Below are 13,462 nucleotides of genomic sequence, written 5' to 3' on the forward strand. Positions count from 1 at the left end.
GCGCGTGTTTCGGGGGATGCCATCTGGTGTCGGTTCCCCCGAGTGGTCGGCGGTCGTAACCGCGAGCGGATAGGTCGGCGCTCAGTTTACGGCGTCGTGCCGAATGCTGTCCGATTGGTGCGCGAGGCCGGGTGCCGAGCGGTCCGGGCCGCGCCGGAGATACGAGTTGCCGCCAGTTTTCCGGAAAGCAGTGCGGTCGGCACTCCGACACCAGGAGTGGTGCCGCAACCAGCGATGATTACGTTCGCACTGGACCGGGGGAAATTGTTCGGCCGGAACGGTCCGGTTTGCCGGAAAAGGTGTGCCGCGGAGAATGGAGTGCCTGCGAGCATGCCGTAGTCGAGCCACGTCTGCGGCGTGTCGAGTCGGTCGACGGTGAAATTCTCGGCAATCCCGCGATATCCCCGCGTTTCCAGTACCGTGAGCAGTTCCCGCAGATAAGCGGGGCCGAGCCGTGGCCAGTCCAAGGGTGCGGCTGCCAGGTTCGGGCATGGCGCGAGTAGGGAGAACGGCTCGTAGCGTGCCCCGGACCGTTCGATGAACAGTGTGGGATCGGTGTGCGCGGGGCGGGTCAGCAGCAGTGAGGGGTCGCTCATCAGCGCGCCGCGGCCGCGACGCGCGGTGATCTCGGAGAATGTATCGTCCCAGGCCCGTCCGAACTCGATGACATGGTGTGCTCGCACCGGCCAGCGCGCCGTGACCGCGGCGGGAACAGTGCCATGCGCGACCACCGCCGAAGGCGAGGCCCGCAGGCCGCGTCTCGGCCGCACACCGAAACGATCGAGCGACCCGAGGTCGGCGGTGAGCACGAGTGCGTCACAGTCGAAGGATCGCCCGTCGGCTGTACGAGCGCGCCGGGCCCTGCGGCCCGCGTAGTCGATTCCGACTACCTCGGTGCCGAGTTCCAGTGTGCCGCCCGCATCGGTGAACGCCTGTGCCAGCGCCACGGCGATCGCTCGCATACCGCCTCTGGGAAAATAGACGCCAAGCGAGGTGTCCATATGCGGAATCGCGCCGTACACGGCGAGCGCTTCGGCGGGCGGCACACCGACATAGAGGGCTTGGAAGGTGAACAGGCGGGCCAGGCGCGGCTCGCGCAGGAACCGGTGCACTCTGGGGCCGAGCTTGCCGAAGCCGCCCAGCCGCACCAATTCGACCAGCGCGCGCCGCTTTGCCCGCAGTCGTACCAGGTCCAGTGGCGAGTCGAAATTGGTGTCCATGAACTCGGTGAACTCGGCTGTGTAGATGCGCGCCAGCCAGTCGCGCAGGAGCAGGTAACCCCGCGCTTCGGCTGGGCCGCAGGTCCGTTCGACCTCCGCGGCCATCGCGGTAGGGTCGGCGAACAGTCTGATCTGGGTACCGTCTGCGAACCGTGCGTGATAGCTCGGCGTCAGCTGATGCATGCGCAGTGGAGGGACGCAGGTTTCCGGGCTGCGGCCGACAGCGCCGAGCGCGTCGGTGATCAGCTCGGGCAGGGTCAGTACGGTGGCGCCGGAATCGATGACATAGTCCGCGCCCAGATAGCGGCCGACTCGGCCGCCGGGATGATCGGCCCGTTCGAGCAGTGTCACCGTACGGCCCGCGCCGGTCAGGTATAGCGCGGCGGAGAGACCGGCCAGCCCGGCGCCGACGACCACCACTCGATCGGTGGGCCCGGCAACAGTTCTCATGTCGTTCTCCATTCTCGCCCGGACGTGCGCAGGATTGTGCGTCGTCGAGCGGTTCACGCGGTGCGCTCGGTCGCGGCCAGCGCCATGGCGTGTAGTCGTTCTTTCGCTACCGGAGTCGCCGAGCTGCCCTTGATGGCGGCAAGCCCCCGGTCGGTGAGCTCGGCGATTCTGTGCTCGACCGCGTCGACTGCGCCGAGTTCGATGAGTAGCGCGCGCAGTCGTTGTACCGCGTCCGCGGTCAATTCGGTGCCGATCCCGCTGCGTAGCAGCGTGGCCGCGGCGGGGGCGGTGGCGTCCGCACGGCGCAGTGCCTCGGCCAGCAGTACGGTGCGCTTGCCTTCGCGTAGGTCGTCGCCCGAGGGCTTACCGGTCACCGCCGGGTCGCCGAAGACCCCGAGTAGATCGTCTCGCAGTTGGAATGCGATGCCGATCGCGGTGCCGAACGTCCGGTACGCCTCGATCAGCCCCTGGTCGGCCGCGGCGAGGGCTGCGCCCAGTTCTAGTGGGCGTTCGACGGTGTAGGCAGCGGTTTTGTACCGATTGATCCGTAACGCGGTCTCGATCGATTCGTCGGCATCCGCCTCGCCGGTGATGTCGAGCAGCTGGCCGCCGAGTACCTCGGTGCGCATGGCGGCCCATACCGGCGCGAATCTGCTGAGTGCCGCGTGCGTCAGACCGGCCGCATGCACCATGTCATCTGCCCAGGTCATCGCCAGATCGCCGATCATGATGGCCACGCTGGTACCAAAGTGCGCGGCATCGCCTGCCCACCCGCGCTCGCGGTGGCGCTGTGTGAAATCCACATGCACAGTGGGGAAACGACGGCGGGTATGAGAAGAGTCGATGATGTCGTCGTGGATCAGCGCGCAGGTCTGGACCAGTTCCAGGGCCACGCAGGCGGTGAGTACCGCGTCGGCCTCTGGTCCGTGCGCATCGCCACCCGCGCCGAGCCAGCCGATCCACGCGAACGCGGGCCTGGTGCGCTTTCCGCCACGCAACACGAACTGCTCCAGCACGTCTACGGCCTCGATGAAGACCGGACCGAGTCGTTCGACAGTCGCGCGACGGGTGCTGAAGAAACTGGTCAAGACATCTTCTACGGCGATGCCGAAGGCAGAGGTGCCCGGCTGCGGCACGGCAGTGTGTGGAGTTCTGGCGGACAGGGAGGCCTCCAGGGTCGTGCGGACAATGGACGCACGGGGTCGAAGAGCGCCCGAGCGCTGCGGGTGATTCAATCAGCCGAACGGGTACGGTCCGGGCCGATCGGCACGGCGGACACGCCGCCTGTTTCGAAGAATACGCGGGAGTCCGAGCGAGCAGGCAGTGCCGCCACCGGACACCTCTAAACTAGATCGGTGACTTTCGACAACGCGCGGGGAAGCTCGAACCCTGCCCGGCCTGCTCGGACATCTCCGGGTGTCTCTGGAACACCTTCTGTTGTCCAGAGCTTGCGGGCTCATACGGGGCATGCGGTGCCGTTCTCGGTGGAGTTCAATCCACCCAGGGACGAGGCCGCCGAGGCGCGGTTGTGGCGTGCGGTGCGGCAATTCGAGCGCATGCATCCGGCGTTCGTGTCGATGACCTACGGCGCGGGCGGTTCCACCCGTGGCCGCACCGTGCGAGTCACCGGTGAACTCGCACGGGAGACGACGCTGTTGCCGGTTGCTCATCTGACCGCGGTAGACCACAGCGTCGCCGAGTTGCGCTCACTGGTCGGTGCATACGCCGATTCCGGTATCCGCAACATTCTGGTACTGCGTGGTGATCCGCCGGACGACCCCCTCGGGGAGTGGCACAAGCACCCCGACGGAGTCTCCTACGCCGAGGAGTTGGTGCGCATTGTGCGCGATCTCGGCGACTTCCATGTCGGTGTTGCTTCATTCCCACAAGGCCACCACCGTTCACCGGACCTGGCGACCGACACCGCGTTCCTGGCCGCGAAATTGCGGGCCGGCGCGGAGTACTCGATCACTCAGATGTTTTTCGACGTCGAGCACTATCTGCGTCTGCGCGATCGGATCGCGGTGTTCGATCCGATCGAAGGCGCCAAGCCGATCATCCCGGAACTGATGCCGATCACCTCGCTGCGCACTGTGCAGCGTGCCGAACAATTATCCGGCAGAGCGCTCCCCACCGCCGTCATGGAGCGGTTGCGCGCAGCGGCGGGCGATGATGAGGGGAACGCCGCGGCGGTGCGCGCCGCTGGTATCGAGATTGCCACTGAGATCGCGCAGCGGCTGATCGACGAGGGTGCGCCCTGCCTGCACTTCATCACCCTCAACTTCGCCAAGGCGACCAGCGAGGTGCTAGCCAATCTCGGCTACGGTGTCATGGGTGCGCCGATCAGTGCCTGACCCCGTGCGTCGGAAGTCCGGTCGCACACTGTAGGTGGGTGCGTGAATCGCTGTGGTCGTATAGTTTTCATGCCTCTGCCTCTGCGTGGGCCGGGATCGGAAGCCCGCCAGGGAGTCGCTGTCCGCCATACGCCCTGCTGTATGTGTTGCCGGAATACTGTGCTCGGCGATACGGCACAAGAGTTCAGGGGAGCGTGCGATCCTTCCAGCGCGCTGTGCCACGGCGCCGTGCCCGGTGCGAACGCGCCCACAGCAGCAGATATGCCCCTACTGACAGGGGATGGGCGAGGGCGGCGAGAATGTCGGCGCGACCGAGTGGCCCGCCGGTCTCGAGGGAACGGGCCAGCAGTCTGCTCATTACCGCGGCGAGCCAGCCGATCGAGCCCATGCGCCGGATCGAGCCCTTACCGAGGACGGCGGCCGCGGGCGGCACCAAATAGACAAGGGCGGACAACAGCCCTACCGCGGCCCCTCCTGCCACTGTGCCTCCATAAGCCGACCAGAGCCAACGGGTGTAGCCCATGCTCAGCTCGGCCGCACCGCGGTACATTCTGGTGCGGGTCAGCGGGCCCGCGGCCACTAGAGTGGTGGGATGCCCGGCTCGACGCAGCATGCGGGCGAGTTCGAGGTCCTCGGTGCGGCTTCCCGCCACCGCCGCGTGGCCACCCACCGCGCGATAGCGCGCGAGATCGAACACGAGAAACTGACCGCAGGCCACCGCGGTCGATGGCCGCGGGCTTCGTTCGGCCACGGTGATCGGCAGGGTCGAGGCCCATGACCAACACAGCAATGGTTGCACCACGGCCTCAGCTGCCGACCCGGTCAACTGCAGCGGCCACGGCGAGATCAGAGCGGCTCCCCGCTCGCGCAGGATGCCGACCGCTGCCGCGAGTGCGGTTGGGGCCAAACGCACATCGGCGTCCAGGAAGACCAGCACCGGCGCTGTCACTGTCGCGGCCAACCAGGCACAAGCCGCGGCCTTCCCGGTCCATCCTTGGGGTGGTTCGGATTCGGTGCGCGATAGGGTGAAGCGTGGATCACCTGCGATCGCCGCGCGGGCGGCGACAGCGGTGCCGTCGGTGGACCCGTCGTCGAGAATGCGTACCGACAGCTCTGGTATGCCTACCTGCGCGCGCAGATCGGCGATCAGATCAGGAAGCCGGTCGGCTTCATTACGCGCCGGGATACAGACAGTGATCGGCTCGCGCACCATGGCAGGCGTCTCTGTCAACTGCCGCACGGTGATTCGGTTGTACAGCGCGACACCCGCGCCGAGTATCGCCAGTGTGGCGGCGCAGGCGGTCGGGATCGAGCCCGCGGGTAACGGCTTCGGCTGATCGGCACTCAGCATATGCGCCACGCTATCCCGGTGCGCGGGCCGAGTGTTCAACGGTTCTGTGTCACCCAACGCCACCAGCGGATCAGGGAGAATCCGGTGCCGGGCGGGGCGGGGTTGCGGTCCATGTACGCCATAACGGCGACGATGGCGGCGACCGCGAGTGTGATGCCGCCGACAATGCCCGCCCAGCCTGCGAACGAACGAGTGTTCGGGTCGGCGTATCGGACCTCAGCGTGCACCGTGGAAACATCACCGGGCGAAAGTTTCCAGGAGACGGTGTTGTCGCCCTCGCGGATGCCGTTGGTTCTGGTGACGTGTGCCGGAAACGCGATGGTGAATCGCACATCGGAGCCGTGCGGTGGAACGGATTCCAGATCGATCCGGCCACTCAAGTCGACCAGATCTCCGGTGCGTTGGAATTGCAGCTGGAACAAGCCTTGGGTCTGTTCGGACAGCTGCCCGAGTTGCTGCACTTCGCCGAACGTCAGATCGTCGAAGAACACCTGACTGCCCACGTATCCATCTCGAGTGTACGGTTCTATCCGTAATTTCGCGGCGATGGCTTCCGGTGCTTTGAGCTGAGGGCCTTTGTCTCCGGGGTCGCCGGGCACCGCGGCGACTACGATCCGGCCCGATACCCGGTCGTTGGACGAGACGCCCATCGACACTTGGACGCGCAGGCAGCTCGCGAGCATCGGGACCAGTAATGCCGCGAGCAGGAAGGACGCCGTGGCACGTGCTCCGGTGTGTCGGGGCCGTTGCGGCGGGCGTTCCGGGGTGGCGGGCTTCATAGGGACTGGACTCGACTGCACGGGGATATCGTGCCAGGTGGCACGGCAGGCAAGGAAACGCTGGGCGCGAGACGTGTCGGCGTGCTGCGCCGAGTACCTCGGGCCGGTCATCTCTGTGTACGGGCCGCTCTGAGCAGTAGCGGGACGCCGAGCACCCCCATTCCGGCGAGACCGTAGCAAGCGGAGAAGGGGAGGTCGAGGAATACCGCATGCGCCAGTGCCGATCCCAGCCACGTCCACAGGAACAGTGCGACCGGTACGGCGAGCGCGATCGCGCCAGGTCGCGATGGCGGGAGGCGGTCAGGTGCCGCGTGTTCCCAGATCGTCAGTGCTCCGGCTATCGCGAGAGCGACGCCGAACCATCCCAGATAGTTCGTATATGGAATCTGCTCCAACCCAGGTAGCCCGGAGGTGGTGTCGCACCAGGTCCACTGCCCGTCGGCGACCATCTGCGGATCCAGGAACAGATCCCAGCCCACCGCGCCGGTCGCGGTCAGCACGATCCGCGGCACCGTACGTCGCGACACTATCCTGGCCACTATGTACACAGGATAAATTCCTCCTGCCCAGGCCAGCGCGATGAGCAACGGCACATCGAACAGGGTGGGGCCGAGCCGGTCGGCGGTGTATGCGTAGCGGCCGAACGGTACACCGGTCGCGACGCCGACCACCTCCGCCAGCAATCCGATACCCGAGACGAGCACCAGAAAACCGATGGCATACCGAATACCCCTGGTAGCAGTCGCGTTGGCCAGTGCAGCAGCAGCGCACAGCAGCACGATCGTGACGGTACTGCGGTCACGCGCAGCACCCGTAGTGAGGGGATAACTGATTTGCGCGACCACCGCCGCAGCGACGAGGGCCAGTGGTAGGAGGAAACGCGGCGAACGCGATCCCCGCGAGGTGGGACGTGCAGTCCGGGCGCGGTATGGCCGCGGTGACTCGGCGTTGTTCAGAGCCGTGTTCGGCGCGTCGTCCGGGTCTGTCATCGTCTCAGCCTGCGGCGCCGTATGTCGCGTAGTGCTATGTTCGCGGCGTTGCGGCCGCTCGTTCCGCAGACACCGCCGCCAGGATGGGTGGACGCGCCGGTCAGATACAGTCCTGGCGCGCCAGGTACTCGTTGACCGGACAGTTCCGGCAGGGGGCGCCATAGCATCATCTGGTCCAGCGACATCTCCACATGCATGACGTTTCCGCCGATAAGCCCGAGCTCACGCTCCAGATCTACTGGCGTCTGCACATGCCTGTGCAGCACCGTTTCGGTGAAACCAGGCGCATAAGAATCGACTTCGGCGATGATCCGGTCGCTCTCCTGCTGGGCGAGCGTAGCCCAGTCGCTGCCGTCGGCAGGTCGATAGGGGTGCCATTGAGCCCACAACGACAACTGATGTTCGTCGGGCGGCACGATGGTCGGGTCCAGCGCGCTGAAGCTCATCGCCAGCACCACTGGCCGCGGTGGTATCTCTCCTGCCAGTGCCGCACCGTGCGCGCGTCGCAACTGTGCGCGATCGGATACCAGTAATTGCAGCCCGTGAGCGGAGTGTGTGGCCGGGCTGCCCGGATAGTGGGGCAGTTCCCGGGTGGCGACTCGTACCACCATGCCGATCCCGGGCCCGACACGAATGCGCCGCCGCCACTCGTCGAGCACCGCACCGTCGAATCCACCCGCACGTAGCAGATCGATCGTGGTCAGTATGTGAGTGCCCGCGATAACGATGTCGGTACGCACTTCTCGTCCCGACACGGTGCGGACTCGCCAGCCCTTGCCGTCACGGAACAGTGCCGATACCGCGTCGCCCGTGGTCACTGTCCCGTTGGCGGCGCGGAGCCGCGCCGCCAGGGCCGCGGTCAGTGCGCCGCTGCCGCCGACCGCGCGACCGGGGGGCAGCGTGTGCATGAGTGCGGCGAAGCCGACCATCGGTGCCGTGCCTGGTTCCGACATCGGCGGGCCGGATTGCGCGCCGAACCACGCCAGTGCCGCTTTCAGGCGTTCATCCTCGAAGAAAGTGTCCAGCAACGCGTCTCCGGATTGCAGGAACTCCCGAGACAGCGCGCTGCCGCCGTTGGGTGCGTCCAGGCCCCAGAACGACCGCACCAGCCTGCCTGGCGTCGGACTGATACCGAAGGCCCGCATGACGCGGGTACTCCGTGGCCCCCACATCCGGACGAACCGGCGATACGCTGTGGCATCCCTGCTGCTACAGGCCGCGGCGATCGAGGAGCAGGTCGACTCCAGGTCACGGTGGAAAACGATCGCCGGGCGGTCTGCGTGAGCGGGGGCGAATCCCCAAGGATCGCAATCTATGTAGCGTAGCCCGAAGCGGTCGAGTTCCAGATCTTCGGGGATCCCGGTATGACGGATCATGATGTGTGCCGACGAGCCACGATCGACCTGATGGCCTGGGAACCGTTCGACCGTGGATACCGCGCCGCCGAGTACATCGTCGCATTCGAGCACTTCGACCGAGTGCCCGGCGCGGGCGAGGTAACACGCGGCGATCAGGCCGTTGTGGCCGGAGCCGACTACAACCGCTGTCATGGGACTCTCACAACGGCAGCCGCCGACCGAGGATCGCGAACGGCCTGGTGTCGCCCGCGAACACGAAGTTACGGATCACATCGGTGAATCCCTGCCTGCGGTACAGCCGCCAAGCGCGATTGTTCTCACCGACGACCTCGGGGGTGGACAGCAGTACGGTCTGCTCGGCCCGATCTCGTAGCAACCGTTCCAGCAGGGTGGCGCCGATGCCATGGCCTTGAGCGGTTGGATGCACATGGAGTTCGGTGAGCTCGAAGTAATCCGAGAGTAGTTCTCGCGCGGAATGTTCCGGCCAGCCCGACCGGCGCATTCCGTTGTGCACCTGTTGGTGCCACCACTGCTGGGTGGCACCGCGATAGCCGTAGGCGACTGCCATGATGGGTGCCTTCCTGAGATCGATCCGACCGGAGTCATCGGGTAACACGGCGGCGACCGCTCGCCAGCCGGGTCTGGTCATGTGTTCGGTCCACATCGGCGCGCGATGACGTTCGGTGCCACGCGGATAGTCCATGGCCGCCACGTATACCGCCAGCGCGTCGGGCAGCCGGGAGCGCAGAGCCGCCACGGAGAGGTCGACAATGGCGGGTGCGGGAATGTGATTGGGCTTGACAGCGGTCATGGCTCTCATCGGTTGCGCGCGGACACGGGAGTTTGTCGGGGGGTGTCTCTACTATTCGAGTTCAATTGAAACGTTCGAATACCTGTTCTGTTCGGGCAGTGCCGGAAGGCGGTGCGGCACGCCGCCTCCAGCCTAGAGACCCGGCCAGGGCGCGTGATGGTGGAGGGACGGCAATGTCTGGTCGAGTGGAACATCCGGGGCGGCCCGGCCGGGCCGGCAAGCTGTTGGCGCGGGCGGATGGCTTGCTCATGCAAGCGGCGGGGGAACGAGATCCGCGGGAGCGGTTTCGTACCGCCTATCTGGCTGCGCTGCGTGGTGCGGGGGCGGTGATCGCTCTCACGGCCGCCGATGCCGCGCCGAGGGCGCGATCACGGAACGCGTGGGTGCTCCTGCAGCGCGCCGCGCCCGAGTTCGTGATGTGGGCGGACTACTTCAGCGCGCACTCGGAGACCAGGGCCGCGTTGGAGGCCGGACTCGACCGGTGCATCGACAATCATGTGGCGGACGAGTTCCTTTCGCGAGTCGGCGCCTTCCTCCATGACGTGGAAGATCTCCTCTCGGCATCGGCTCGATTGCGACCTGCGCCGGGCGGTACCGGAGGTATGACAGCTTAGTTATCGGCGAGTAGGTGGTCTGGCCCTGTTCGAACTCGTATCATTAGTGTCGGATAGCCGCCAAGGTCGGCTATCTGCCGCCTACCCGGAGGCGGCAGCCACGTCCTAGTGCCGGGGGAGGTACCGTGCCACTCTCCGAGCACGAGCAGCGCATGCTCGAACAGATCGAGAGCGCTCTCTATGCTGAGGATCCCAAGTTCGCCTCGTCCGTCCGTGGTGGACGGCTTCGTACGACGTCGAGTCGTCGTAGACTTCAGGCCGCGGCGTTGTTCGTCCTCGGCCTCTCCCTCCTCGTCGCAGGTATCGCGGCGCCCGTGAAGCCTGGTGGCTTTCCGATCATCAGTCTGATCGGATTCATCGTCATGTTCGGCGCGGGTGTTCTGTTGCTACTCGGCGCATCCAGAAGCGCCGCCAAGAACGAGCGATCCGGTGGGGATGCTTCCTCCGGAGGCTCGGGCGGCCATGCGGGCCGTCAACGAAAGTCCGGCGGCTTCTCCGAGCGCATGGAGGACCGCTTCCGGAGACGGTTCGAACAGGAGTAGCCAACCCAGGCGATCGGTAACCTCAGCACAGACTGCGACGCCGCACCGTAGAGGGTGCGGCGTCGCAGTCTGTCGGTGTGCTCACTGGCGTCGCGGATGAGCTCCGGCGGAATTCTTGTTTCCCCACCTTCTCCCACGCCCTTCCCCGCAAGTGTTCTTCACGGGTGCGCATGAGCTGTACCAGGGCATTTGCTGAGTATTTTCGGGTACTAGATTGAAGACACGACGCGTGTCGGCAGAACTCGCGAAAGTCCCCCACCACAGTGATAGCTGTGCTGAGCTGCGGAATCGATTGAGCCAGGAGTCGGATCACTGCTTGTTTCGATTGAAAGTGGGGGAAAGTGGGGTAATGTGGGGCGCGCAGTACCGAAAGGCCGACCATCGAGGTGATCGACTAGGGAGGTATCGAGATGTTTCTCGGTACCTACACGCCTCGCTTGGATGACAAGGGGCGACTCACGTTGCCTGCGAAGTTTCGAGACGATCTGGCGGGAGGGTTGATGGTCACGAAGAGTCAGGACCACAGCCTTGCCGTGTATCCGAAAGAAGAGTTCATCGCGCTTGCCCGGCGTGCCGCCGCCGCGTCTCGAAACAATCCGCAGGCCCGCGCGTTCGTCCGGGCGCTCGCAGCCGGAACGGACGAGCAGCGTCCAGACGCGCAGGGCCGGATCATGTTGTCGGCCGAACATCGTCGCTACGCCGATCTGAAACGGGATTGTGTGGTGATCGGTTCGGTCGACTTCCTGGAGATATGGGATAAGCAGGCGTGGGAGTCCTACCTCGCCGAGCACGAGGAGGACTTCTCGCAAGCAAGAGACGAGTCGCTGGGCGGGATCTTCTAGCCGCGAGCGAACGAGTGCCGCGCGGTCTCTGCCCGGGCGCGGACCCTGACGTACTTCCCCGACGCCAGGCGCCGAAGTTCGGTCAGAGACCACGGGGCATTCGTATCCGTAGCAAAAGCACTGTGTATCAAGGCAGCACCGCCTATCCAGGCGATTTGGTCGTGGTGCGGGACAAGGCGAGGCAAGACTCCGGGAGGCCGAGGTGAACCGTGAACAGCGCGGCCCCCGCCATGTTCCGGTTCTGCTCGAGCGATCGGATGCGCTGCTGGGACCGGTTTTGGCCGAGCCGAGCGCGGTCTATGTCGACGCGACTCTCGGTCTCGGTGGTCACGCCGAGCATTTCCTGCGCACCTATCCCGGCCTCCGGCTGATCGGTCTGGACCGGGATACCACCGCATTGCAGCTGGCCAGTGCGCGGCTGGCGCCGTTTGCAGACCGAATCACGCTGGTACACACTCGCTATGACGGGATCGCCGACGCATTGCTCGAAGCAGGGCTTTCCGCCACCGGCTCGGTCGCGGCGATTCTGATGGACCTCGGTGTCTCATCGATGCAGTTGGATGAGGCCGAACGTGGCTTCGCCTACGCCGTCGACGCCCCACTCGACATGCGGATGGATTCGAGTGGTGGGCCCACCGCTGCCGATGTGCTCAACACCTACAGTCACGGCGATCTGGCCCGTGTGCTGAAAACCTATGGGGAAGAACGCTTCGCGAGCCGGATCGCTGCCGAAGTACTTCGGCGGCGCCGGAGTAAGCAGTTCAGTACCAGTGCCGAGCTGGTGGAGCTGCTCTACGCCACGATCCCCGCGGCCGCTCGCCGTACTGGCGGGCATCCGGCCAAACGCACCTTTCAGGCGCTGCGGGTGGAGGTCAACCGGGAACTGGAGTCGCTACGCGCCGCGATGCCTGCCGCGCTCGCCGCACTGGGCGCAGGTGGCCGCATCGTTGTCATGTCTTATCAATCGCTAGAAGACAAGGTGGTCAAGCAGGAGCTCTCCGTGCACACGACATCCAGAACGCCGGTGGGCCTTCCGGTCGAACTACCCGGTATGGGGCCGGAGTTCAGGATGCTGACTCGCGGCGCAGAGAAGGCGACAGAGCAGGAGATCAGGGAAAACCCGCGCGCGGCACCGGTAAGAATGCGCGCGGCAGAGCGTATCCAGGAGGCGCGGTGAGGAATCATGGCGCAGCGCCTTGTCGCGCCGATCGGGTGCGGGTGTCCCGCATGGGCACTGTAGGCGCGGTGAGGAATCATGGCGCAGCGCCTTGTCGCGCCGATCGGGTGCGGGTGTCCCGCATGGGCACACGAGGCCGGAGTGCGCGGCATCATGCTGCGTTGTCCCGGCGTCTCGCGAGGGCAGAGGAGGGGAACCGATGAGCATGCGGACACGAGCTGTCGAGGCGCCGGACCGGGTCGCCCGGCGGGTAAAGGATGCCGAGCGAGTGAAATCCGGTGCGGCGCAACGTGCCTACACGCGGCGTCGGGTGCGTGCTGAGAATCGTTCGGACACCGCGCTGCTACCTACTGTGCGGCGCTCGGCTACAGCCACGCGCGTCCCCTTCGTCGCTGCCGTTATCGCGCTGCTCGGTTGTGGGCTCGCGCTTACTCTTGTGCTGACCACCCGGGCCACCGAGGACAGCTATCAGCTCAGCGACGTGCGGGCAACCAACCAGCGGTTGGCCGACGAACGTGCCGCGTTGCAGCGTGAGGTGGAAGCCGCCGACTCCGCGCCGGAGTTGGCCGCGCGAGCACGGGAACTCGGTATGATTCCGGCCGAGGATCCGGCTCGTTTGGTGATCGGTCCGGATGGCGCGGTCACGGTGATCGGCACGCCGAAGCCCGCGCAGGGTACGCCGGTGCCGCCGTTGAATACTTCTCCGGCTCCCCGGACCGGCAACGTCGAGGCCAGGGGTGAGCGGGTGCTTCCGGCTCAGCCAACGCCCGGCGCACCGCCACGGGATCAGCCGGCTCCCGCGGCGCGTGACGACGCTCGTATGACCGTTGTGCCGACGAGCGCTGTTCCGGTGCCTCCTGCGGTCGGTGCGCTCCAGGGGAAGCCTGTCGAAGCGACGGCGCCAAGAACAGGAACGGGCGCATCGCACCAGGTATCGGCTGTCCCTGATGGAGGTCCCCGGTGACCTATCCCCGC

General features: G+C 65.9%; 13 protein-coding genes. 6 read left to right on the forward strand and 7 right to left on the reverse strand.

Annotation, left to right across the window (positions count from 1 at the left end; translation table 11 throughout):
* Positions 1 to 86: 86 nt before the first annotated feature.
* Complete coding sequence (gene crtI, locus ACX4ZE_RS01905) at positions 87 to 1,670, reverse strand: phytoene desaturase family protein (RefSeq protein WP_480271484.1); 1,584 nt, start codon at positions 1,668 to 1,670, stop codon at positions 87 to 89.
* A 53-nt stretch (positions 1,671 to 1,723) separates the two neighbouring features.
* Positions 1,724 to 2,845: a polyprenyl synthetase family protein gene (locus ACX4ZE_RS01910; protein WP_480271650.1), complete on the reverse strand. Its 1,122-nt coding sequence runs from the start codon at positions 2,843 to 2,845 to the stop codon at positions 1,724 to 1,726.
* Between the two features lie 180 nt (positions 2,846 to 3,025).
* On the opposite strand from ACX4ZE_RS01910, the gene ACX4ZE_RS01915 reads away from it, so the two are divergent.
* Positions 3,026 to 4,024: a methylenetetrahydrofolate reductase gene (locus ACX4ZE_RS01915; protein ID WP_480271485.1), complete on the forward strand. Its 999-nt coding sequence runs from the start codon at positions 3,026 to 3,028 to the stop codon at positions 4,022 to 4,024.
* Between the two features lie 184 nt (positions 4,025 to 4,208).
* Here the strand turns inward: ACX4ZE_RS01915 and ACX4ZE_RS01920 are convergent, their stop codons facing one another.
* The 5 genes from ACX4ZE_RS01920 to ACX4ZE_RS01940 form a co-directional block, all read right to left on the reverse strand.
* A complete protein-coding gene (locus ACX4ZE_RS01920; RefSeq protein ID WP_480271486.1) occupies positions 4,209 to 5,375 on the reverse strand; it encodes a glycosyltransferase family 2 protein in 1,167 nt (388 codons plus the stop codon).
* A gap of 35 nt (positions 5,376 to 5,410) precedes the next feature.
* Complete coding sequence (locus tag ACX4ZE_RS01925; RefSeq protein WP_480271487.1) at positions 5,411 to 6,154, reverse strand: LppM family (lipo)protein; 744 nt, start codon at positions 6,152 to 6,154, stop codon at positions 5,411 to 5,413.
* A gap of 107 nt (positions 6,155 to 6,261) precedes the next feature.
* Positions 6,262 to 7,143 (reverse strand): carotenoid biosynthesis protein, encoded by an 882-nt coding sequence (locus ACX4ZE_RS01930; RefSeq protein WP_480271488.1) that lies wholly within the window; start codon positions 7,141 to 7,143, stop codon positions 6,262 to 6,264.
* The gene (locus tag ACX4ZE_RS01935) at positions 7,140 to 8,693 is read right to left on the reverse strand and encodes a phytoene desaturase family protein (protein WP_480271489.1); all 1,554 of its coding nucleotides are present in this window, start codon (positions 8,691 to 8,693) and stop codon (positions 7,140 to 7,142) included. The genes ACX4ZE_RS01930 and ACX4ZE_RS01935 overlap by 4 nt, the downstream gene beginning before the upstream one ends.
* Positions 8,694 to 8,700: 7 nt before the next feature.
* Positions 8,701 to 9,312, reverse strand: a complete 612-nt coding sequence (locus ACX4ZE_RS01940; protein WP_480271490.1) for a GNAT family N-acetyltransferase — start codon at positions 9,310 to 9,312, stop codon at positions 8,701 to 8,703.
* Between the two features lie 173 nt (positions 9,313 to 9,485).
* On the opposite strand from ACX4ZE_RS01940, the gene ACX4ZE_RS01945 reads away from it, so the two are divergent.
* From ACX4ZE_RS01945 to ftsL, 5 genes are all read left to right on the forward strand, one after another.
* Positions 9,486 to 9,926, forward strand: a complete 441-nt coding sequence (locus ACX4ZE_RS01945) for an SAV_6107 family HEPN domain-containing protein (protein ID WP_480271491.1) — start codon at positions 9,486 to 9,488, stop codon at positions 9,924 to 9,926.
* Positions 9,927 to 10,051: 125 nt separating this feature from the next.
* Positions 10,052 to 10,468 (forward strand): DUF3040 domain-containing protein, encoded by a 417-nt coding sequence (locus ACX4ZE_RS01950; RefSeq protein WP_480271492.1) that lies wholly within the window; start codon positions 10,052 to 10,054, stop codon positions 10,466 to 10,468.
* 410 nt (positions 10,469 to 10,878) lie between these two features.
* The gene (mraZ, locus tag ACX4ZE_RS01955) at positions 10,879 to 11,310 is read left to right on the forward strand and encodes a division/cell wall cluster transcriptional repressor MraZ (RefSeq protein WP_480271493.1); all 432 of its coding nucleotides are present in this window, start codon (positions 10,879 to 10,881) and stop codon (positions 11,308 to 11,310) included.
* A 202-nt stretch (positions 11,311 to 11,512) separates the two neighbouring features.
* The gene (gene rsmH / locus ACX4ZE_RS01960) at positions 11,513 to 12,487 is read left to right on the forward strand and encodes a 16S rRNA (cytosine(1402)-N(4))-methyltransferase RsmH (protein ID WP_480271494.1); all 975 of its coding nucleotides are present in this window, start codon (positions 11,513 to 11,515) and stop codon (positions 12,485 to 12,487) included.
* A 199-nt stretch (positions 12,488 to 12,686) separates the two neighbouring features.
* A complete protein-coding gene (gene ftsL, locus ACX4ZE_RS01965) occupies positions 12,687 to 13,451 on the forward strand; it encodes a cell division protein FtsL (protein WP_480271495.1) in 765 nt (254 codons plus the stop codon).
* The last annotated feature ends 11 nt before the right edge of the window (positions 13,452 to 13,462 follow it).

Source organism: Nocardia sp. TBRC8007, from assembly GCF_056629435.1.

Excerpts from the sequence above, each read along its gene's own strand:
- ftsL (WP_480271495.1), top strand. The coding sequence starts at position 12,687 with ATGAGCATGCGGACACGAGCTGTCGAGGCGCCGGACCGGGTCGCCCGG.
- mraZ (WP_480271493.1), top strand. The coding sequence starts at position 10,879 with ATGTTTCTCGGTACCTACACGCCTCGCTTGGATGACAAGGGGCGACTC.
- crtI (WP_480271484.1), bottom strand. The coding sequence starts at position 1,670 with ATGAGAACTGTTGCCGGGCCCACCGATCGAGTGGTGGTCGTCGGCGCC.
- ACX4ZE_RS01930 (WP_480271488.1), bottom strand. The coding sequence starts at position 7,143 with ATGACAGACCCGGACGACGCGCCGAACACGGCTCTGAACAACGCCGAG.
- ACX4ZE_RS01935 (WP_480271489.1), bottom strand. The coding sequence starts at position 8,693 with ATGACAGCGGTTGTAGTCGGCTCCGGCCACAACGGCCTGATCGCCGCG.
- ACX4ZE_RS01945 (WP_480271491.1), top strand. The coding sequence starts at position 9,486 with ATGTCTGGTCGAGTGGAACATCCGGGGCGGCCCGGCCGGGCCGGCAAG.
- ACX4ZE_RS01920 (WP_480271486.1), bottom strand. The coding sequence starts at position 5,375 with ATGCTGAGTGCCGATCAGCCGAAGCCGTTACCCGCGGGCTCGATCCCG.
- ACX4ZE_RS01925 (WP_480271487.1), bottom strand. The coding sequence starts at position 6,154 with ATGAAGCCCGCCACCCCGGAACGCCCGCCGCAACGGCCCCGACACACC.
- ACX4ZE_RS01940 (WP_480271490.1), bottom strand. The coding sequence starts at position 9,312 with ATGACCGCTGTCAAGCCCAATCACATTCCCGCACCCGCCATTGTCGAC.